We start from the raw sequence: 21,083 nt of genomic DNA, 5'->3' as shown, positions 1-21,083 counted from the left end.
CTCCCCTTCAACCAAACAGGTCGCCCTGATGCGCCTTCGGTGCCGCGGCGGCGGCTTCGATGGCGCTCCAGCTCGTTATAATCTCGTTATAGGCGCGGGCATCCTCAGCCCATCCCGCTCGCTCGCAAAGCGTATAGAGGCGGTAAGAAAGCTGCCGCGTCGCTTCGGCTTTGGCCGTGACTGCCGCAAGCACCTTGCCCGCGCCGCTCTCGCCCTCGGCTTTGAAGATGCGAATCAGGTGATGCAGGGCCTCCCATATTGGCAGGCGGTCGTCGCCAACAGGATTCCAGTCGGACGGGTATTCAGCCCATTTCAACAAACGTACAATGCCGGCAGCGGCAAAGAGCACGCCCGACTGCTTTACGCCATCAACGCTCGTTCCCTTAGCGCGCGCAAGCGTGTCGGCTTCGCCAAAGCGGCCGTCCTTCCAGCCGTATTGCTCGAACCAGTGCAGGCAGAATTGGGTATCGTGGTCGAAGTCATCCTCGGCGAGGAAGCGGTTAATTAGCCTCAGCGCGGCCTGCACGGTCATAGGCGTGCCGTCCGCCTCCAGAACGGCAGAATATTTCGAGAACACCGCCATGCCGGGGCCGATGATCGCCTGCGAGAGGTCGACCGGAGCGACGGGCGAACGGTCGTCGCCGGATCCGCGCGTCATTTCATCGAGAGCCTCGGGAAGCACTTGATTCAGCTCGCGCAGGAAGGTGCGGCGGGACACGGTCTCCGCTGTTGCTGGTCGCGTGCGACAGACCAACACAATACTAGATGCAAGGGCATTGGTCCCAGACCCGATCATACGATTCCCAAGCTCCGTCCGCATGGGCCACGTTCCGGTAAGAGCAAAGCCTGACCGAATCACAGCATCCAAAAAGGTCTCCCATCCTGTACTCGAAGTGCCTTCGACGGTTTTGGTCTCAGACTGCTTGAAGGCGTAGTAAATAGTCACAGGCGACGAAGGATGCGCCTGTTCGCAAAGCTGCCGCATTGCTTGCGTCATGCCATCGAGGAAAAACGCCTCTGCGCGGTCCTTGCCACCATGACGGTAGGGGGTAGCCACAAGTTCTTCGGCCTTGGGGACCGTAAGCGTCGCGAAGAGTTCAGGGAAAACCTGCCGCAGCGACCGGCGAAGCCAAATATAGAAGAAGTCTGAAAGATCCGCGTAAGCGATGTTGTCGTAGTAAGGAGGATCGGTAGATATAATTTTTCTAAGGCTGATGCTTTGACGTTGCGCATCTGCCTGTGTCGCATAGCCATTGGGTTTTGTAGGGAAATTCAGGAGCGCCTTTTGAGCCCATTCGATACCACTCGATACGTTCCCTGTTGAATCAGAAAAGACGTTTGTTTCAGCATAATCCCAGGTCATCGGAATTGCCTGCCGGCCGAATGTATTCCTAATTAGCTCCTTACTAGAATGCCAAGTGCATACCGTTGACCAATAGTCTGCGGATTTGTCTATCGAGAACGCCAAATAGATGGCGACAGCTTCCGCATAAGCGCGAGCGTCTTTGCCGCCTCCGCTCAGCCCGACTTCGGTTTTAGCTAAACCGGAAGCAATCGCGTCTTGCTCGATTTTCGGTATGGTTTCGACAACAAGGTCGTTGAGAGTAGCCAACGCCACAAGCTGACGCGGCGCAAAGAGGTCACCATATTTGGTTAGACCGTAGTCCACGGTCCAGAAGTTACGTGGATCATTGGGCAAAACCGTGTCGGGAAGCCACGAGGGTTGTGCCTGCTGCGCTACACGCTCCATTTCTGTTGTCGGCCCAAAGTACACGCGACCGCGCGGCCCTTCGGCAACCATGGCCATCAATCGTGCGCCTATGCGGCCCGCGCGGCCTTCCGACTTTATGTAATCTGGCTCGATAGGCGTGCCAGAAAGCAAACAGCGGAAGTTCGCGCCACGGGAAAGCTTTGTTCCTTCCTCTGCTTCGGACGGCGCCCTCCCAACCTTTACTGCAAAGTGATAGCTGTCGCCGTCCCTGATCGGCTCGATGTAAGCTTCCTTTCCGGCTTTGCTGGAAAGTATGAAGGTCGAGGCAAGTGGGACATCAATGTGCCTGAAGGCTGGATTGGGACTCTTTACTGTTCGCGCCCAAATCCACGCGATGACGGTCAATTTCTGTCCCACCAACCCCATCAGGTCCGGACGCTCAATTCCCATATCCGCCGTAATCTCGATCGGCGGATAGAGATGACCGATGCGTTTTTGCGCTTCTTCGCGCATCCATTGACCGTAGAAGCGTACATCTTCTGCTAGACCTTGGGCGCCTACCCATTGCGTGCTCCAAGCATCACGGCTAGCGCGCGCATCTGGGTTCACCGGCGGCCGTCCCGCGAACCTCGGCGGAATCTCGATCATCGATTTGTTGATGAGAACGGCGACTGGGTTTAGATCGGACGCATAGGACTCTAGCCCGAGGCGCTGCGCTTCGAGTGGTATCGCCCCACCGCCTGCAAAGGGGTCATGGAAGGCGGGTAACTTTTCGGGGTCAAACAGTTCGGCCGCTTGTGGATGGTCTCTGTTGAGCTCACAGGTCTCACGCCACGATTTCAAGATTTCGGCGCGCGCCTTCTCCACAACACTTTTGTTGGTTGTGTTTTGCCATTGCACTAAGTCTTCGATGATAGCGAAGAGGCGCTTTCGACTCGCCGCCCAACTTGCCTTAATGTTATTCGGCGGAATCTCACCCGGATGTTCAAGCTCCCATTTCCACGAAGGATCGTTGACCATCTGCCCGAAGATTACCGCCCGCGCCGCCGCAAGAGGTCGCCGCGCCCACCACAGATGCAACGTGCTCGGATGCCCGTGGCGAATCGACTTTTCACGCGCGGCAGCCTCGTTAATGGCATCCAACGGGAGCGCGACCTCGATAAGCTTCTTCGGTGTTTTCACGGTACCCGTCATTCTTATTATCTTTCTGTCAGCACGTGCCGTATGGCCGTGGAGAACGGTAGGCTCTCGGCACAATCGAGCGCATCGGCAAAATACTCCTGAATATCTGCAAGAGATAAGCCGGCACTAAACGCTTCATCTGCGTCGCTGACATATCCCGATACTGCCGCTTTGCGCATTGCGCGGAGTCTTCCCCAGTCAGCATCAAGAGCAAAGACGCGCAGGGTTTCTTTCGCACGATGCACATCTGACGCTGATAGGCCATGCCGGATGCTGATCGTTCCGTCAGATCGGAAGACGTAGAAGGCATCCGGGTCATGAAGGCAAGGGTCAATTAGGTCCGACACGTTATAAGTGCCAGCACCGCTATCCTTGAAATGACCACATGAGTCCGTCTCGTTGCAGGACCAATATAGGTTGCTCCAATCAAACGTCAGGGCGGGGTGACGGTTCTTGCGTCGGAAGTGCTCGATATGCTGTCCGAGGTTGTCGATACTACCTTCGCAGTAGGCGCAACGGCGGCCTTGCATGGCCTCAAGCTGCGTTCTGATCTCTTCCTTGTGCGCGGGGGACACATCGTCCCATGTATGAACGCCGTGTACATAGCCTCCAAGGCAAGCCGGTGCGGGGCAAATCATGCGATCAAGTTTCCGCATCTCACCCGCCTTCCGGACGGCTCTTGGCGAGCCGGAACCGCTGGAAGCGGATGAGCCTGTCGCATTCCAGCATAACGGCATGGCTCTCTCCGTAATGCGCGATCAGGTGTTGCCGCAAAGAAGAAGCTTCCTTGCTTTCGGCATGGCCCGCCTCGATCAGTCCCCGATAGGCGCTAAGAGCGATCGATTCCTCGACCTGCGGAACCGGATCGACATCCATCACGGTCGCCAAGACATCCGCGCTCTCGACGCCGCGGGTCTGGATCAACGGCGTCTCGACCACCACGTCGCCGTTCTTGATGTGAATGACCCGGATCGACGACTTATCGACCGTCGAAAGGACATGCGGGCTGTGGGTGCTCACGATGATCTGTAGAGCTGGAAACGCACTTTGCAGCAAGCCGAGCACCTTCTGCTGCCAGCGGGGATGCAGGTGCATGTCCACTTCGTCAACGAGAAGTACGCCGGGAGTCTCGAAGCAGGCGCGATCACTCAGTTGCGGATTGAGGCTGGCGCACCGGCGGGCAACATCGGCGACGAGCGCAAGCATGGTGCGGACGCCGTCACTTAACATCGACAATGGCAGTTCGCCTCGCGTCTCGTGCCTGGCCGTCAGGGTTTTAAGCTTGTCATCCCAGCGAAGATCCGACCATCCGGTGGGCTGAAGAACCGCATCGGTCGCAGTCTTCACCCCTTCGATCATTGCAAGATTGGTTTGCAGACTCTCCCGGTATGAAGGCGATGCTGTCTGTCTGAAGCGATGCTCGAACCATGCCGAAATCCCTTTGAAGGACGATGACGACGTAAGGCAATCAGTATAGCCGGCGACGCGCTCCTCGATATTGGTAACGGAGGAGCGACGATATTCGGTTTGGCGCTGCTCGCTCCATAGGCGGCCAGTTCCGTAATAGGCAATTAGCGGGAGAACCGCGATGTCAGACAGGAATGGCTGCGCTGCCTCTTTAATCGCGGCAAAGTGTCGAGTGCTCGGCCGAACTTTGTCGCCGTAGGTTGTGACGGCACTTTTCCAAGCTACGGCCGCACTCTGAACCGTAGCATGCGCTTCATACTCAACCGGAAGACAGGGTGACATCCTCCTGTCAAGACCAGGGTTCAGGCGCACGTCGCTCCGCTCGATCCGCCGGATCGTCTCCTGTGGATAAATCGCGTTGACGAAGACCGAGAGCGCACCTCCGGCAGCGTCCAGCACGGCGGTTTTGCCGCTACCGTTCTCAGCGACCAGAACAGTCAGGCTGGGATGGAATGCGACTTCGCAATGAGCAAAGCAACGGAAATTCGTCAGTGATAGTTTGTCGAGACGTAGCGCCGTCATCGGGCCTCCGCTTTGGCGAGGAGATCGCCTAAATGGAAGTTGATGGAAGCTACGCCCCAGCCGGGTTCGCGGTCGAACGGGCAAGGAATAAAGTACGGCCCCTCAGTGCTATCGTCTTCGCCGACGAGTGCGATTGCCAGTACGAACTTGTCGCCCTGATTGAAGGCGTAGAGCATTTCGTTGCGGGTGATTGTGACGGTACTCGCGCCCTTCACCCGGCCTTTCACCTCTATGTGCCTGGGATCGGGATGTCTTCCGTCAACGGCCGGGGGATAGGAAGTCAAATCCCAGCCGCACTTTGCGGCGGACACATCGACGACACGGCAGCCCCGCGCTTCCTCAGATTGCCGGACCGCCGACATGGCAAGTTGTTCAATGCGCGAGCGTGCCGCCGCGTCGGCAGCAAAAGTCGCCGCCACCGGATCCGCCGGTTCGTCACCGCACATTTTGTTCATCAAGCCCGCCGGTACGATAAGAGCCGCGCCCAGCACCACCGGCGTCCCGTTCACCACATGACGCATGGCCTGAAGCTCTTTTTTTCGACTGTCCAAACGCCACTGAAGGTCGCCAAGGGTGCGCTCGACATTCTGGACGTTGAGCCGCACGTCTTTCCCGGCGTCGGCGTCGTCCTTAAGCTTCATCCAACGATCCTGCCAGAAGGCGATTTCCTTGCTCAACCGCTCATGGACTGCACTCAGCGTCTTCTCCACATGGTCAATGCGCCGCTTCGCGACCTCGCCATAGTGCTCGGGCACCAAAGTCGTTGCGGCGAGAGACATGGCGCGTTTTTCCTGACCGGAGGACAACCAAGGCGCGTCGAGCGCGTCCGCGACCAATGCACGGCGGGCTTCCGGCAACGGCTCCAGGTCGAGATGGGGCGCCCAGCCGGCGAATGTCGCCTGGCCATCCGGGCCGACCCGCACGAATTGCAGGCGCTTAGATAGCACGGTGTTGTCGCCGGACTTAATCTCATGCGTCAGCAGGAACAGCAGCGCCGGGTCGAGCCCTTCGTCGGATGGGTCCACAAGGATCGAACCCTGCCGCAGAAGGTTGGTGTGCTGCTCGAGGATCATATCCGACATGGCGAGCATAAGCGGATGGCCGGGATGCATCAAAACAGCGCGCTCCAGCCCCGCCTTGTCGAGCGGCTGGATGGCCTGGCGTTCAAAGCAAATGCGGCTGTAACGCCGCAAGACCGGCTCATGGTCGCGGCGGCTCCGGCCGGTCAGTCGACGGTCGCGCTCGCGGATCGCCGATGGGATGTGAGTGATCTCGTAGCGTCCGGCCTCGCGAGGATGTGCCGTACCGCCGAGCGCATCGAGGGCCTTGTTGAAGAAGGCCCGAACAAAGAACGGCTGAAGCCGCCGAGCCTCCGCCTTCTCCATCTCCTCCTTCACGGCAAAAAGCCGCTCTGCACTCATCGTCTCCTGCGCGAGGGCGTTACGGTTCAAGAGAGACTTCAGGTGCTCGTGGTCGAGCGCCTTGTCTATTCTTTGGGTCAAGCGAGCGCGGACTTCGGGCCGGTCCCCGTAGCGGATGGCCTCGACCAGGAGGTCTTTGAGGCTAGTTTCCTCGAAGACCTCGCCGAGAATGTCGAAGACGCGACCGTGAAGCGCTTGGCTCTCCACCTCCAGCTTCATCAGAAGGCGGTGATACACATCGCCTTCGCGAGTTTCCTTAGCGACCAGATTCCATAAGTGGCAAACCTCGGTCTGCCCAATGCGATGAATACGGCCGAACCGCTGCTCCAGCCTGTTCGGATTCCAAGGAAGGTCATAGTTGACCATTAGGTTCGCGTTCTGCAGGTTCACGCCTTCGCCTGCGGCGTCGGTCGCCACCAGCACACGGACATCGGGATCGGAGCGGAAAAGTGCCTGAAGGCGTCGACGCTCATCCCGCTGCGTACCGCCGTGGATGGTCACGACGGCGTCCGAATTGCCGAGTACGCCTGCAATCCGAGCCTCGAGATAGTTTAACGTGTCACGGTGCTCGGAAAAGATGATGATCTTGCGCTGGCGACCAGATGCGTCGCGCGTTTCGGGGTGGTTCTGAAGAATTCTGGACAGCTCATCCCACTTGCGATCCTGCCCGGAGGCGACAACGGCCTTGGCCTGCTCCACGAGCCCCTTCAGGATTACGATCTCGGCCTCAAGCTCGATGACGGTCTTGGCGGCCGTCGCGTCGTCGATCAGGTTTTCCTCCAGGGTTTCCTGCTCCTCGGCGCTAAGGTCGTCATCGTCTTCCGGTGCGCCGGTACTGATCTCGTCGATGGCGTAACGCCCCTTGATGCCAAGTCTTTCATCCCGCAGCCTTTTCTCAAGCCGCTCGCGGCGACGCTTGAGCGATTGGAAGATTGCTTCGGGGCTTGAGGCAAGACGCCGTTGCAGCGCGGCAAGGGCGAAACCAACGGAGCCCTTTCGCGCGCCTTCGAGCTGGTCGGCCTTGCCCATCTCGATCTGCACATAATGGGTGACGGCCCCGTACAAGGCAGCCTCGATGGACGAGAGTTCATAGTTGACGGTGTACGCCTTTCGCTCCGGGAAAAGCGGCGTGCCGTCGAACTTGACCAACTCCTCCTTGACCATGCGGCGCATAAGGTCGGACGCGTCGACCTTATGCACGCCGTCCCGGAACTTGCCGTAGAAGCGGTCGGAATCGAGCAGTGAAAGGAAAAGCTGGAAATCCGCTTCCTTCCCGTTGTGCGGCGTCGCCGTCATCAGCAGGAGGTGCCGAACGTGTGCGCCAAGCTTCTCCGCGAAGCGGAAGCGGCCGGTCTTCTCCAGTTTCGAGCCAAAGTAGTGCGCGGAGAGCTTGTGTGCTTCGTCAAATATGGCAAGGTCCCAGCCGGGGGCGCAGAGCTTGTCCTGAAGCTCCTCGTTCCGGGAGATCTGATCGAGACGGACTATTAGACGCGGATAGTCGTCGAACGGATTCCCGCTTGGCGAGGCCTGCTCCAGAAGTGGCGAGTAGACGTGAAACTCCAGCCCGAATTTCTCGTAAAGCTCGTCCCGCCATTGCTCGACTAAGCTGCCTGGCGCGACAATCAGAATGCGATGCGAGTCCGCGCGCATGATGAGTTCGCGGATATAGAGCCCCGCCATAATCGTCTTGCCGGCACCGGGATCGTCTGCAAGAACGAACCGAAGCGGTTGCCGGGGCAGAAGCGATTCATAGACAGCAGTGATCTGGTGCGGCAGCGGTTCGACATTTGAACTGTGGACTGCCATCATCGGGTCAAACAAGAACGCCAGGTCGATCCGCTTTGCTTCACATGCGAGTTGGAACGCTGCGCCATCACCATCGAACGAAAATGGCCGCTCCGCCGTAGCAACATCAACGGAGGACTCGTCACCCCTGTTTAGAAGTTGCTCCTTCATCCCGCCATCAGGAGTCCGATAGATGAGCTGAACGGAACCTTCACCTAGAGGCACGAGGGCGACAACCGTCACCACTTGCGACGGTTCTATCCCAGATAAACTCTGGCCAACCTTTATGTCTTCAACCTTCATGAGAGGCGTCGATTCCTTTTTTTGGCGGCACTTCCTCTAAACACAAAGCAATCATTCTGGGCAACCGAGAGAGTCCGAAATGCGATGTTTTGCACTTCTCTGTAATTTGCTACGCAACGATATTGATCGAAGGGCAAGATAAGTTGCCGACCTCGTCAGATCTTCGCTTATTTGACAAGAGTGATACCGGCAGCCGGTGAGTGTCTTGAACCAGAGAACTTGAATCTATCTGCGATCAGTTTCATGCAAACGCCTCGCGTTCGAACACGGCGGTAACAATCGGGCCTTCTACCAGACCTATCGGTCGAGACGCACGCGAAGTCGCCGCGCGCGCTCGCGAAAGGCGGCCTCGCCACCTTCAAGAATGTCGCAGACCGCCTTGCGGATCTCCGCGTTTTCTAGGCCGCCGGCCACATAGCTGATCGGTGGAAGACCGCCTGATGGATGAGGACCTGACTCTGCCACGATGATCTGATCCGCGTCGGTGTTGATAACTAGGTTCGCATTGTGGGTAACCATGATCACCTGGCGTTTGGCCTTCGCCGCGATGAAGAGCGAGACGAGCTCGTCAAACACGGATTTCGGATCAAGATTTTCCTCGGGCTGATCGATGATCAGCGGCCGATCGTCGGAATCATCGAGCGCTAGATATAGCAACAGAAGTACGATGCCACGGGTGCCGGGCGAGAGTTTGCGGATGTCTACGCCATCATAGGAAATCTCATATCGGACGCTGATGTGGTCGGTACTGAAGAGCCAATGCGCGAACTGTTTCGACCACGTACGATAATCGGCTTGCTGCGTCGGCGCATACGGTGCGTGAGACAGCATGTCCCGCAGGTATTTTGCCATAAACGCCGTCATAGCAGATTGGACCTCGGCCGCCGATCCCGTCTCCCATACCGTCTTTAAAGCCTCGGTGGCCGCGGCGATCAGTGAGCCGCGCCCGTAGAAGGCACCGGCTTTGCGTCTGTCGAGAAGCTCTTCCTCCGCGAAAGCGCCCCAGGTCTCGACGTCAGCGATCCTGCGCACTGAGAAGCTGAGCTTCTTTAGCGTCCCAGACGCGGCCGCAAGGCGCTTCATCAGGGGTGCATAAAGCCCGGCCAGCGCATTCTGCTCGTTGATTATTGCCTCGAATACGCGCCCGTAGGTGTTGTCACGCTCGCTCTGCAGATCCTTTCGTCGGGCTGCGGCTCCTTCGGAATCTGCAAGGCGAGTCTGAAGCGTTTGGAGCGCTGAATTCTCCTGCGCGATTCGGTTGGTGAGTGCCGTATACTGATCGCGCACCAATTTGTCGGCGCTGAACAGCGCCTCCAGCCGCTTCATCTCAGCAGCGATCGGCGCCAACGGCAGTGTTGAGATATCGGCCGTATCGGCGATCCGTGCGACATCGGGATCACCGGGGGGCGGCGGGATGCCCTGAAGCTTGCGGATCTCGCCATCCGCCCAGTTCACATAAGCTGAGAGGCTCTTGTCAACGTCGCCCTTATAGATCAGCAAGAACTCGTCCCATTGCGTTGCATTGAGCCCGCTATTGGCATGACGCGACTGCGCCTGCCGCAGCATCTCCGGCGAGCCGGTCGCTCGCATGGAGCGGACCTCGTCCTGCAGGGCTACGAAGGTGCGGCGCTGGTTCCCGAGATTCTGGATGGTGCTACGGAGCTTTTGAGCGGCTTCGCTAAGCTGCGTATGCCGGGCTACCTGAGCTTCGGTGCCTCTGACGACCAGCCTGGCGCGATCGGCCGTATAGTCGCCGATCAGCTTGTTCTTCTCCCCGACCTGCTTGGTCAGCGAGGAGACGAGACTCTCCTTCTCGAACTCGGTGGCGATGCGGTCCGAGATGTCCGCGATCGCCTGGGCCTCGCGCTCGCGCGCTTGCTTGAAGCGCAAGGTCTGCTGCTCCCGCAGCTCGGCGAAATCGAGCGCCCATTCACGATCATCAGGCGAATGCGATTCGTATATTACCCGCTCGATCTCCTTGACCAGACCATCGGAAACGCCTTTGGCCGAGCAGAGCTCCTCTACGAATTGCTGGGATAAATACCGCGCGCGCGGAAACGACATATGGCCGTTGGCATCACTGCCATCGAGGGCGCGGTTGACCTTCGCGCCACCGCCCCAGGTCAGCGTCGTCTTCGCATTGCCGATGAGCCGGCGCGCACGAGCTAGGAAGGACGGACTGATGCTCTCGTCTTCGTCCCAGCCCGATGGGGTAATCGCATCGCACCCGGCCGCGATGACGTCTGCCAAGGCAGTCTTGCCGGAGCCCCGAGCACCAATGATTGCGACAAGGCCAGGGTTGAGTGGGATGTCCGGTGTTGACGCCCAGTCAGCTTCGTCAATCCTGATAAGTGAAATCACCTGCGATGGCATCGCCGAGCGCGGCGGCTGCTCGCCTACATAGGCACGACTCTCGGGGTCGATGCAGACCTGCCGTAGGGCGTCGAGCTCCAATGCCCCCTTGATCCACGAAAAGCGATTGTCGACGGGCTGGCCCACCGATTTTTGATCGTGGGAATCGCTGCCATGGAGACAAGGCTTGCAGCCATCGTAGCGCGAACGCAGTTCCTCGACCGTTACGCCGCGCTGGCCGAGCCAGAATTCTCGCTGCGCTGGACTGCTCGAAAAAATGATGTGCGCGAACTTCTCGATCTCTTGGCGCATCGTCGCATCGGCAGCCTGCCGCAGGCCGGACGTGCCATCCCCTGCGCCGCCGGCAACCGCAATTAAGATGTTCTTCTTGGCCCATTCGCTTTCATGGATGACCTTGCGCAGTTGGTCGAAGTTGACCTTGACTTGTGTCGCACCGTGCCGGAGCGCCGCGCCCTCATCGATGATTGTGGGGTCGGACCGCCTGCCGAGATTGATCAGCTCTTCTCGCGTGCAGTCGAAGCGGTCGTTATGTGCTCCGAATTGTAAGCGCTTGAGGATGCGCTTAACCTCGGCGACGTGGTCGGGGTCCTCTGGGCTCACCAAGAGGTGAACATTGACGAAGCCCGTTTTTGCCGCCACATCAAGCCGCAACTCGACGTTTGGAAATAAGAGCTTTACGCCCGGCAAGCGACCGGCCGCCTTGCGCTTGAGGAACTCCTCGTAGGTGTCCATCACATAGTAGTCGGTGACCGCAATAGCCTCTACCTTCGGCGTCAGCTCTTCAAGCGAGGTGAGGTAGGCATTCCAGGGGTCGGCTGCCCCGAACTGGTTGTTGAGTACGGTGCCCGGAGCGTGAATATGCGGCTCCCATCGATGCCACTCCGACCCGCGACTTATCATATGCCCTAGCCCTACCAAACTCTTCGATCGCCTCGATGCAACCTGGACGAAGCTCGTTTCCCCACTCATCTACCGCAGGATTAACGCAAGAAAGCAATCTCAAGCAATAATTTCATACGTGATCCGGGATAAGCGCCCGAAAATGTCTGCCGGTTGTCTATAGACGTCAGACGTGCCCTCGGCTTGCAGCACCTACTTGACCCCGGCGCTGTCGCTTCTTTGCGACCGGTCAACGAGTGCAGCTCCTGACTTCTAATGCAACCCATAGATGGGTCATCTTACGAACGGGGCACGGCTCTGTGCTACCGCAACCACCCCTCGCTTGACGCAGCGCGTCCAAGAGCGGACCTGCGGACGACCGTCATCGAGCTGATCCAGGCTACTGATATTTGCTTCAGCTTTGGCCCGTTCTCATCTGCCTGCACCGGCAGCCAACCCTTCTGGTTCGTAAGAGCGACGAGTCCTTCGAGTTCTCAATTTGGTCCTTTCTCGTTTTCCAATTGGACCATATTTTCGACGATGAGTTGCAGCGGATTTTCGTCGACGAATCCTTTCCATTCCAACGCACGAGTCAACCACGCCAAGCCAAATCAGTGGACATTTGTCAACAATTACAATTGGTTGATATCTCCCCTAGTGATCAGGGCGGTTGCAAAAACACTGCAACGGTGGCAAGCTGATGCTACGATATGTAAGAGCCAAGCAAGAATAATACAACCCTGGGAAGCATGTCGAACTTGGTCGCGATTCCGCGTCACGGGGTGCGGCACTGGCAAGCGACTAGATGGAAAGGATGGACAATGCGCAGGTCTCAACTGGACAAAACAAGTTCGCGACGACTACCCGGCGCACGGCGCCGCGGTTCCAACTTTAGGAGACGATTCACAGCCCGTCATTTACGGCGGCGCCGTCGTGAGCTGCTAGTGGAGAGCCGCACTCCAAGATTGGGTTCGTCTGACATCGTAGCCTGCGTGATTGTTCCGCTTGTCGCTCCTAGCCCCGAGTTGACCGTCTCCAGATGTTTGCAAGCTGAGGAGCCGTCGCAGCCTGTTCATCCAGAGGGCCGGGCGCCTTAGCCACGAGTAGTCTGCGAAGCGATACGCTTGTCTCCAAATCAGCAAATCAACCGTGGAGATGGTGCTCCAACGAGCTTGAAAGACACATGCAACTGATCTGGCTGTTTGGTTATTTGTACGGAGGAACCATATGTGCCCAATTTTGCGTGCGCCCGTCCGCGCGGTTATATACGCGCGTTCCGCGTCAGAGAGGCAGAATGCGCCAAGTGCGAAAGTAGATGAGCAGCTTCGGCGTCTGCGACAGCACGCGCTGGAACGCTCGTATGGCATCGTGGGCGAAGCCTCTGACGCCTCGCAGTCAGGAATCAACATGTCTCGGCCCGGCCTTGCCAACGTAATGAGCGCGGCGGCTGCCATCCCGCAAACTTTCGATCTCGTTTTAACCACCGACAGAACGCGCCTCGCCCGAAATCCCGTGTTGCTGAAAGAGATAACTTCTTTCCTCAACAGTGCAGGTATCAAGATTGAGTATGCCGAAGAGGCAGATCTGGGACCGCTTGCGGGCGGTGACCGGCGAGAACTCCAGCGGAAAGACCATATAGAGGATCATTTGCGGCGCCGGGGAGGACTTGGCGAAGATGACTGAGCCTCCTTTCAAATCTGGAAAACCGCTTCTCGAATGGGGAAGCGGACCGCTCGGCGCTGACGCAAATCTGGTCACCGTTATAACGGCGATCATGGAAAGCTTCGTCGATCGCGCCTTCGGCATCGATTCCGTCCAGCGCGTGACGGCCCCAACAAAAGTCTTCACTCCCACGACGGCGCTAATGCCGCCACGTCGGAGACGAAAGGAAGGTGCTACGCGCAAGACTAGCGCGCGGCTCACTCGCAACAGGCCAGCAAAATGCCAAGCAAAAGGAAAATCAAAACATGTCGGAAAAGATCATCCTGACGCTGGGATATGCCCGCGTTTCAACCAAGAAGCAAGTCAAAGAAGGCGACGGATTGGGCTCACAGGAAGCACGCATTCGTGAACACGCGCGTAATCGGGCCTACCCACCCCCAGCGACGATTTTCAAGGATGATAAGACCGGAGGCACCGATGATCGGCCAGGCTTTGCCGAGATGCTCAGATTTTTGCTAAAGAACCGCTCGGCTACTTGCATCGTTATAATCGATGACATTACACGCCTCGCTCGCAGTGTGATCGTGCACCACAAATTGAGGGCTGCGATTGCGGCTACCGGAGCTCGGCTGGAATGCCCATCACATGAGTTTGGTGATGGCCCAGACGACATCCTGGTCGAGAACCTTCTCGCAAGCGTCAGCCAGCACCAGCGGCAGAAGAATGGCGAGCAAGTCCGTAATCGCATGCGAGGGCGCCTGCTGAACGGCTACTGGTGCTTTTCCTCAAAGCCCCCTGCATACGCATTTTCTCGAATCGCCGGACAGAACGTCCTTGTTCCCCAGCAGCCGATTGCTTCAATCGTGACCGAAGCCCTCGAAGGGTTTGCTAGCGGAAGGTTTCAAACACAAGCGGAAATTCAACGCTTCCTGCAAGAATGCCCTGGCTTCCCTAAGCTGCGGGATGGTTCAGTGAAAATTGATCGAGTGACAGAAATGCTAACGAATGTCCTTCATGCCGGGATGATTGAATACCTGCCGTGGGACGTTTCGATCAGGAAGGGGCACCACACGCCGCTGATAAGTTACGAGACATACCAAAGAATTCAGATGCGTCTGAACGAGAACGCTAAGGCGCCAGCCAGAGCGGATCTTAGCCACCACTTTCCTCTGCGCCAAGCTGTTCAATGCGCTCATTGCGGCCGGCTTTTAGGAGGCGCCTATTCACGGGGACGCCATACAGAATATCCCTACTATTTCTGCTTAAACAAGGAATGCCGGCGTTATAGGAAGTCGTTTAGTAGCGAAAAAATGCACGACGAGTTTGAGGCTCTGCTTAAAAGGATGGCGCCCACAGTTGAAGTCGTTGACCTCGCGACCGACGTCTTCAGAGAAGCGTGGGAGAAACGGTCGGCCGGTACTGCGGAACAGACTGTTATTTTGCAAAAGGAAATAAACTCCACCGAGAAGCACATTGGGCTCCTGATCGACCGTATCGCGGACACCACAAACCCGGAATTAATCAAAGCCTACGAGGCGCGACTCGTCGAAGTTCAGCGAAAGAAGGTTGCGCTCGTCGAGAAAATCGAAAATTCGCATGATGTCCTGCCGGATTTCGACGCAACCTTACGAACCGCTTTGATTTTTTTGGCAAGCCCTTGGAAATTATGGGAAACTGGAAATATCGCAGATCGTCGTGCGGTAAGGAAATTAGTATTCACCGACAAACTTCAATATGCCCCTGAACTGGGCTTTCGAACCGCCGAAAACACACTGCCATTCAAAGTGTTAGCAGACGTAGCCGCCACAAAAGGTAGGATGGTGCGGGCGACGGGGGTCGAACCCGTACAGCCAAGGCCGAGGGATTTTAAGTCCCTTGCGTCTACCAGTTTCGCCACGCCCGCATGCGTTGCTTTTCAAGCAGCTGAAAGATTCAGTCAACTGATGTTTTGCAAAAAAGTCCCGCGATTTTGCAAATGCTGCCGTAACCGACATCAGCGCGACGGCAAAACACTGTCCGTTTTTGCCTCCTGACAGCCGCTCTTGGCACTCGTTGATCAAATAGACTTCAACCGTCTCGGCATCTGTGCGATAGCCATGCCTCGAATGGATGGAAGACAGATGAAACAGCAGGATGTCGACAAAGCCGAAGAGGCGATCCGTGAACTTTTTCCGGAAACGCCGCTTCAATACAACGATCACCTTTCGGCACGCTATGACGCCGCGATCTGGCTAAAGCGCGAAGACCTATCTCCCGTCCGCTCCTACAAGATTCGCGGCGCCTTCAACTTCTTTCGAAAAGCTCTTGCTGATGGTGCAAAGGACAAGGTGTTTGTTTGCGCGTCAGCTGGAAACCACGCCCAGGGCTTTGCCTATGTATGTCGGCACTTTGGCGTTACGGGCATTGTTTTCATGCCGGTGACGACACCGCAGCAGAAGATCGATAAGACGCGGATTTTCGGAGCCGGTTTTGTTACGATCAAGCTGGTGGGTGACTTTTTCGATCAGTGCTATCAGGCAGCGCGCGACCATGTCGAAGCGATCGGCGGCGTCATGGTGCCGCCCTTCGATCATGCTGATATTATCGAAGGGCAAGCAACTGTCGGCGCAGAAATCCTCCGGCAGTTGCCTGCGGGTACCAAGCCTGATCTCGTGGTTCTGCCGGTCGGCGGTGGCGGTTTGGCTGCCGGTGTCACTGGCTATCTGAACGGCCATGTCGATGACCAAGGCTTTCTTTTCACCGAGCCTTCTGGTGCGCCGAGCCTGCGTCGCAGCTTGGAAGCCGGCCATCAGGTGACCTTGTCGAAGGTCGACAATTTCGTGGACGGCGCGGCAGTCGCTCGGATCGGCGACCTGAATTTTCACGCTCTCCGCCATTTCCGGCCCGAGCAGGTCATGCTTATCCCCGAAAACGCTATTTGCGTGACCATCACGGAAATGCTCAATGTCGAGGGTGTTGTTCTTGAACCTGCCGGCGCGCTCGCGCTGACGGCTCTCGCCACGATCAACAAAGATCACATCAGGGGCAAGACGGTGGTTGCCGTTGTGTCAGGTGGTAATTTTGATTTCGAGCGTTTGCCCGACGTCAAGGAGCGCGCCATGCGCTATGCGGGATTGAAGAAATACTTCATCCTGCGTTTGCCGCAAAGACCCGGTGCACTGCGCGATTTTCTCAGCCTGCTTGGACCGGATGACGATATTTCCCGATTCGAATATCTTAAGAAGACGGCGCGTAACTTTGGTTCGGTTCTCATCGGCATCGAAACGACAGCACCGGAAAACTTTGCGAGCCTGATTGAAAATTTCGAGAACGCGGCTCTTGGATTTGAAGACATCACCGAAAACGAGATCCTGGCGAACCTGATCATTTAAGTTTGCGAGCTGTCGAGGGCGCATGTTAAGGCTAAGCAGAGACGACAGGCTTGCCCTCGCAAAAATACCGGCCGGGGGCGGCTAACAAAAATGTGCATGACAACTGTGGAACGGTGATGGCTTCGATCTTTTCGTCCCTTATTTCGATGTTTTCGGGCGGCGGCTCAAAAAGCGGCGCATCGCCGTCGGCAGTGTCTGCGGATCCAAAGCCCTACGGCGATTGCACCATCTATCCGGAGCCGATGAAGGAAGGCGCGCAATACCGCCTAGCCGGACGTATTACAAAAACGGTAGGCGATCAGGTACTGACGAGAAGCTTCATTCGTGCAGACCTTTTTTCTACGGCAGACGAAGCGGTGGAATTTACCATTCGCAAGGCCGAGCAAATCATCGATCAAAACGGCGCCTCGCTCTTTGCTGATGGCGCCGCGCAACGCCAAGTGTAAGGGCGATTTTTATCGCTGCTTATCAGAGATGCGGCCGAGATTTCTTCGGCCGACTCTTTATTTAAAGAACGCCTCAGGCAGCGAGTGCCAGAGCCTCGGTACGCTCCTTGGCTGCTTGGATGGCTTTTTCTGCAGCTTCCGGACCAAATGCTAGGCCTTCAACATAGACAGTCTCGACATCGGTAATTCCGATGAAGGCCAGGACCGATTTCAGATAGGGGACGGCATGGTTGAGGGGTGCAGCCGGACCTTGTGAGTAGACGCCGCCGGAAGCCAAGACGATGTACGCCTTCTTGCCAGTTGCAAGGCCCACTGGACCATTTTCGGTATAGCGGAAGGTCACGCCTGAGCGCGCAATATGGTCGATCCACGCTTTCAGGGAAGAATAGATATTGAAGTTGATTAGCCCGGTCGCGATCACCAGCGTATCGGCTGCCAGAAGCTCCTCAGCTAGCTCGTCCGACTTTTTGGCGGCAGCATTTTCCTCAGGCGTACGCGCGTCTGTCGGTTTACGGATCGCATTCGTGAAAAGATCGTCGATATGAGGAAGAGGGTTCAATCCAAGATCGCGACGCGTGACGATGCTGCCCGCGTTTTTTGCTTTCAGCTTGTCGGCGAGCTCGACCGCAATCTGGGTCGACAGTGAGTCGGCGCGGGGACTGGAGGTGAGAAGAAGAATGGAGGACATCGGTAATTCCCTCTGTGTGTCTGCGACTGAGGCACGAAATCGTGCTCGTTCGCTGTGAGAAATAGATCTGGTGCCCCATCCAATAAACTGGAATAATATCGATGAATTCAATCGAAGGAATTGATAGATGCAGCCGAATCCCACGCTCGATCAGTTGCAGGTGTTCAAGGTCGTTGCTGAAGAGGGCAGCTTTTCCGGTGCCTCCCGCGCTCTAAATCGAGCACAATCGGTGATCAGTTATACGATCGCCAACCTTGAAGCGCAGTTGGAGCTTCAATTGTTTGAACGCACAGGGCTCCGGCAGCCGCGTTTGACAGAAGCAGGCAAAACGTTGCTGCAAGATGCCCGCAGGCTTCTTGGCGATCTTGACACGATCCGCGCTCGGGTCGCCGGACTCAAGCAAGGCCTTGAAGCAGAGCTGTCGATTGCGCTGAGCGTCATGGTGCCGTCCGCGGCGGTCATTCAAGTCCTTCATGCCTTCAAGGTTCATTTCCCCTCGGTTGCGCCTGTTTTGAATGTAGGCGAACTCGGTATGGTGATGAACATGGTCCGTGATGGAACGGCATCGATTGGCATCGGAACGGCGCTTGACGAGAATGACGATCGGCTTGAGATAGAACGAATCGGTCATTCATTCATGTTGCCCGTAGCCGCGCAGGACCATCCATTAGCAATGCTAAACCGTCCTCTCGCTCTGGCGGACGTCAGGGAAGAGACCCAGCTGGTGGTGACGGATGCGTCCGGGCTTACCAAGGGCAGGGACTTCAACGTTCTCTCCTACCATACATGGCGTGTCGGCGATATTGCGACCAAGCACGAACTCATACGCAACGGGCTTGGGTGGGGCGGATTGCCGGCTGCTGTGGTACGCGACGATTTGCGCAGCGGACGCTTGGTCCATCTGGATCTGAAGGCTTATGAACAGGGTGAGTACCCACTCTATGCAATCCATCGGCGCGCATTTCCGCCGGGACCGGCTGGCCGGTGGATGATCGACCAGTTCCGAGAAATTCTGTCGCGGTGCCCATCAAAGCACGAGTTCAATAGCCGTTTGGAAGCTCTCCGAGAAGCGGATCTCCCGCAAGCTGCCGAATAGCTCCCCAATCCTGCGGGAAGACAAGGGGGCGAGTGCTTAGTGATTGCTGCGCCGCCGGTGGTGCCGGCCCGGAATCACTCCTGATTTTCCGGGCCTGAGCCTCTGTGCAAGCGGTCGCCTATTTCTGTCTCATCGCGGCTGAAGGACGATTAGAGGATGAGCCGGAAGCGAGCGAAGCCTTCCGGACCATCTCCAGCCTCCTCGATCTTGACGCTTTTGACTTGGGCAACATAGTTCCTGGCCTTCGGCCCGCTGTCAAAGATCACGCTGGTCCCGGGCATTGGTTTAAAGGTCCAGTTGCCGTCTGCCGTCGGATTGATGGTCCCCTGTTCATGGACGTACCGCACGAGAACATCGCGATTGGTGTCAGGCGCTTGAAAGATGACTTTATCGGCGGCAATCTCGGGGAAACTTCCGCCACCGCCTGCACGGTAGTTGTTGGTAACGACGATGAATTTCTGCGCGGGATCGATCGGATTTCCATCAAACTTCAGATCGACGATACGCGATGAAGTCGCATCGACAAGCTTTCCATCGTTATCGAAGCGACGCGGTTTCGACAGATCGATCTGATAGGTCACGCCATCGATCACGTCGAAATTGTACGACGGGAAAGAGGTATCGATGAGATCTGAATCCTTTGTGCCGGGCGTGATCTGACGGAAGATCCCGGCTGACATTTCCAGCCAATTTCGAACCTGTTCGCCAGTAACCTGCACCGCCTGGACCGTGTTGGGATAAAGATAGAGATCGGCGACGTTTTTGATGGCGATGTTTCCGGCAGGAACATCGGTGTAGTAGTCGACCCCGCCTCGGCCACCAGCTTTAAAGGGAGCGGCTGCTGAAAGTACCGGCAGATCCTTGTATTTCGTGTCCGCCAACATTTGCTTTATATACCACAGCTGTGCCTGGCTGACGATTTGCACGGAAGGATCATCGGCGACGAGAGCAAAGTAGGAATAAAGCGGCGCAGACGATTTGCCGACAGGCGTGCGAACATAGTTCAGCGTTGCCTCATGTTCGGCCTTCGCCGCTTCCGCGACCTCCTTCTTGTCGGTTACATCGGCGATGATCTTCTTGGAACTGTCACGGTGGTAAATCGGTCTTGCTTCGCTCGTGAAGTCGACGATTTTCCAGCTTTTTCCATCCTTCTCGAGAAGAAGGTCGATGAGGCCGAGATGCGAGCCCCAGAAGCCCGCCATAACGCAAGGCTTTCCGCGCAGGGTGCCTTTAACGGGATCGGCCCCGGCCACCCCGTCCCAAGTTTTCGGACCTGGAAACACAAGATGCTGATGCCCCGTGAAGATTGCATCGATTCCGTCGACGGCCGCAAGATAAAGCGCCGCGTTCTCCATGCGTTCGGTCTGCGGAGCCCCGTCAATACCTGAGTGCGAGAGCGCAATAATGACATCGGCTCCCTCTTCCTTCATCTGCGGAACCCAAGCCTTTGCAGCCTGAACGATATCGCGCGTCTGCGCTTTGCCCTCAAGGTTCTTGACGTCCCACATCATGATCTGTGGCGGAACGAAACCGATGAAGCCAAGCTTGATCGGGCTTTTGTTTCCGGCACCGTCGGTGATGGTCTTTTCGACGATCATATAGGGCTTGAAGAAAAGCTCGTCTTTGCGCGGATCACTTGCAAGCTTTCCCTTGGTGAGGTTGGCGCAGACGAAGGGGAAGTTTGCGCCCCCAAGGACCTTGAACATGAAGTCGAGGCCGTAATTGAACTCGTGATTGCCAAGCGTTCCAACGGTGTAGTCCAGGGTGTTCATTGCCTTTATCACAGGATGAACGTCGCCGTCCTTCATGCCGTGCTGATAGGCCATGTAATCACCCATCGGATTGCCTTGGAGCACGTCACCATTGTCGATCAGTAGCGCGTTCGTAGCCTCTGCACGGATCTTGTCGATGATCGTCGCGGTGCGGGTCAGGCCCAATGTGTCGTTGGGCTTGTCAGCATAATAATCGTAAGGAAAGACGTTGACGTGGATGTCCGTGGTTTCCATCAGCCGCAAATGCGCTTGGTTGCCTGCCGCCCGTGCGCTGAAGGGATGGAGGAAGACCAGCGCCGAGGTGGCTGCAATGCCGCTAAGCAGGCCGCGCCGTGTCATTGTAAAATCGTGCTGACGTGTATTCATCATAACATCCCTCTAACTTATCAGGACCAACTCACCCCG

Annotated in this window: 11 protein-coding genes, 1 tRNA gene and 1 pseudogene; 5 read left to right on the top strand and 8 right to left on the bottom strand. The window is 56.9% G+C overall.

Translation table 11 applies throughout. The features are described from left to right. Positions 1 to 7: 7 nt before the first annotated feature. The 5 genes from VQ830_RS04480 to VQ830_RS04460 all read right to left on the bottom strand — a co-directional run bounded on the left by VQ830_RS04480 (position 8) and on the right by VQ830_RS04460 (position 11,664). Positions 8 to 2,905: a DUF1156 domain-containing protein gene (locus tag VQ830_RS04480; RefSeq protein WP_337266868.1), complete on the bottom strand. Its 2,898-nt coding sequence runs from the start codon at positions 2,903 to 2,905 to the stop codon at positions 8 to 10. A 5-nt stretch (positions 2,906 to 2,910) separates the two neighbouring features. Next, on the bottom strand, positions 2,911 to 3,549 hold the full coding sequence (locus tag VQ830_RS04475) for a retron system putative HNH endonuclease (protein ID WP_337266867.1): 639 nt from the start codon (positions 3,547 to 3,549) through the stop codon (positions 2,911 to 2,913). Position 3,550: 1 nt separating this feature from the next. Further along, positions 3,551 to 4,882, bottom strand: a complete 1,332-nt coding sequence (locus VQ830_RS04470) for an AAA family ATPase (RefSeq protein ID WP_337266866.1) — start codon at positions 4,880 to 4,882, stop codon at positions 3,551 to 3,553. After that, positions 4,879 to 8,391 carry a helicase-related protein gene (locus tag VQ830_RS04465; protein ID WP_337266865.1) on the bottom strand — a complete coding sequence of 1,171 codons (3,513 nt, stop codon included), beginning with the start codon at positions 8,389 to 8,391 and terminating at the stop codon, positions 4,879 to 4,881. Before VQ830_RS04465 ends, VQ830_RS04470 begins: the two co-directional genes overlap by 4 nt. Before the next feature lie 297 nt (positions 8,392 to 8,688). After that, positions 8,689 to 11,664: a TrlF family AAA-like ATPase gene (locus VQ830_RS04460; RefSeq protein WP_337266864.1), complete on the bottom strand. Its 2,976-nt coding sequence runs from the start codon at positions 11,662 to 11,664 to the stop codon at positions 8,689 to 8,691. Positions 11,665 to 12,870: 1,206 nt separating this feature from the next. Here VQ830_RS04460 and VQ830_RS04455 point away from each other — a divergent pair. Both VQ830_RS04455 and VQ830_RS28790 read left to right on the top strand, forming a co-directional pair. Further along, positions 12,871 to 13,326, top strand: coding sequence for a recombinase family protein (locus tag VQ830_RS04455; protein WP_337266863.1), 456 nt, complete (start codon positions 12,871 to 12,873; stop codon positions 13,324 to 13,326). Between the two features lie 284 nt (positions 13,327 to 13,610). Further along, positions 13,611 to 14,015 (top strand): annotated as a pseudogene (locus tag VQ830_RS28790) (recombinase family protein); the annotation flags it as partial. Positions 14,016 to 15,123: 1,108 nt separating this feature from the next. Here VQ830_RS28790 and VQ830_RS04450 read toward each other — a convergent pair. Continuing rightward, a tRNA-Leu gene (locus VQ830_RS04450) sits at positions 15,124 to 15,208 on the bottom strand. A 217-nt stretch (positions 15,209 to 15,425) separates the two neighbouring features. Here VQ830_RS04450 and ilvA point away from each other — a divergent pair. Then, positions 15,426 to 16,676, top strand: a complete 1,251-nt coding sequence (gene ilvA / locus VQ830_RS04445; protein ID WP_337266862.1) for a threonine ammonia-lyase — start codon at positions 15,426 to 15,428, stop codon at positions 16,674 to 16,676. Between the two features lie 116 nt (positions 16,677 to 16,792). Further along, positions 16,793 to 17,122, top strand: a complete 330-nt coding sequence (locus tag VQ830_RS04440) for an HlyU family transcriptional regulator (RefSeq protein ID WP_337266861.1) — start codon at positions 16,793 to 16,795, stop codon at positions 17,120 to 17,122. Between the two features lie 73 nt (positions 17,123 to 17,195). On the opposite strand, the gene VQ830_RS04435 is transcribed toward VQ830_RS04440, so the two are convergent. Beyond that, complete coding sequence (locus VQ830_RS04435) at positions 17,196 to 17,810, bottom strand: FMN-dependent NADH-azoreductase (protein ID WP_337266860.1); 615 nt, start codon at positions 17,808 to 17,810, stop codon at positions 17,196 to 17,198. Between the two features lie 127 nt (positions 17,811 to 17,937). On the opposite strand from VQ830_RS04435, the gene VQ830_RS04430 reads away from it, so the two are divergent. After that, positions 17,938 to 18,906 carry a LysR family transcriptional regulator gene (locus VQ830_RS04430; protein ID WP_337266859.1) on the top strand — a complete coding sequence of 323 codons (969 nt, stop codon included), beginning with the start codon at positions 17,938 to 17,940 and terminating at the stop codon, positions 18,904 to 18,906. A gap of 149 nt (positions 18,907 to 19,055) precedes the next feature. Here the strand turns inward: VQ830_RS04430 and VQ830_RS04425 are convergent, their stop codons facing one another. Beyond that, positions 19,056 to 21,044, bottom strand: a complete 1,989-nt coding sequence (locus tag VQ830_RS04425; RefSeq protein ID WP_337267129.1) for a bifunctional 2',3'-cyclic-nucleotide 2'-phosphodiesterase/3'-nucleotidase — start codon at positions 21,042 to 21,044, stop codon at positions 19,056 to 19,058. Positions 21,045 to 21,083 lie beyond the last annotated feature (39 nt).

It is taken from the genome of Oryzifoliimicrobium ureilyticum (assembly GCF_037199735.1).
Classification (GTDB): Bacteria; Pseudomonadota; Alphaproteobacteria; order Rhizobiales; family Rhizobiaceae; genus Rhizobium; species Rhizobium ureilyticus.
Note: the sequence above shows the minus strand (reverse complement) of the source record. Positions and strands in the feature narration are given on the sequence as shown.

Bases quoted from the DNA above. Each gene is read 5' to 3' on its own strand.
- VQ830_RS04480 (WP_337266868.1), bottom strand. From the start codon at position 2,905: ATGACGGGTACCGTGAAAACACCGAAGAAGCTTATCGAGGTCGCGCTC.
- VQ830_RS04475 (WP_337266867.1), bottom strand. From the start codon at position 3,549: ATGCGGAAACTTGATCGCATGATTTGCCCCGCACCGGCTTGCCTTGGA.
- VQ830_RS04470 (WP_337266866.1), bottom strand. From the start codon at position 4,882: ATGACGGCGCTACGTCTCGACAAACTATCACTGACGAATTTCCGTTGC.
- VQ830_RS04465 (WP_337266865.1), bottom strand. From the start codon at position 8,391: ATGAAGGTTGAAGACATAAAGGTTGGCCAGAGTTTATCTGGGATAGAA.
- VQ830_RS04460 (WP_337266864.1), bottom strand. From the start codon at position 11,664: ATGATAAGTCGCGGGTCGGAGTGGCATCGATGGGAGCCGCATATTCAC.
- VQ830_RS04455 (WP_337266863.1), top strand. From the start codon at position 12,871: ATGTGCCCAATTTTGCGTGCGCCCGTCCGCGCGGTTATATACGCGCGT.
- ilvA (WP_337266862.1), top strand. From the start codon at position 15,426: ATGAAACAGCAGGATGTCGACAAAGCCGAAGAGGCGATCCGTGAACTT.
- VQ830_RS04440 (WP_337266861.1), top strand. From the start codon at position 16,793: ATGGCTTCGATCTTTTCGTCCCTTATTTCGATGTTTTCGGGCGGCGGC.
- VQ830_RS04435 (WP_337266860.1), bottom strand. From the start codon at position 17,810: ATGTCCTCCATTCTTCTTCTCACCTCCAGTCCCCGCGCCGACTCACTG.
- VQ830_RS04430 (WP_337266859.1), top strand. From the start codon at position 17,938: ATGCAGCCGAATCCCACGCTCGATCAGTTGCAGGTGTTCAAGGTCGTT.
- VQ830_RS04425 (WP_337267129.1), bottom strand. From the start codon at position 21,044: ATGAATACACGTCAGCACGATTTTACAATGACACGGCGCGGCCTGCTT.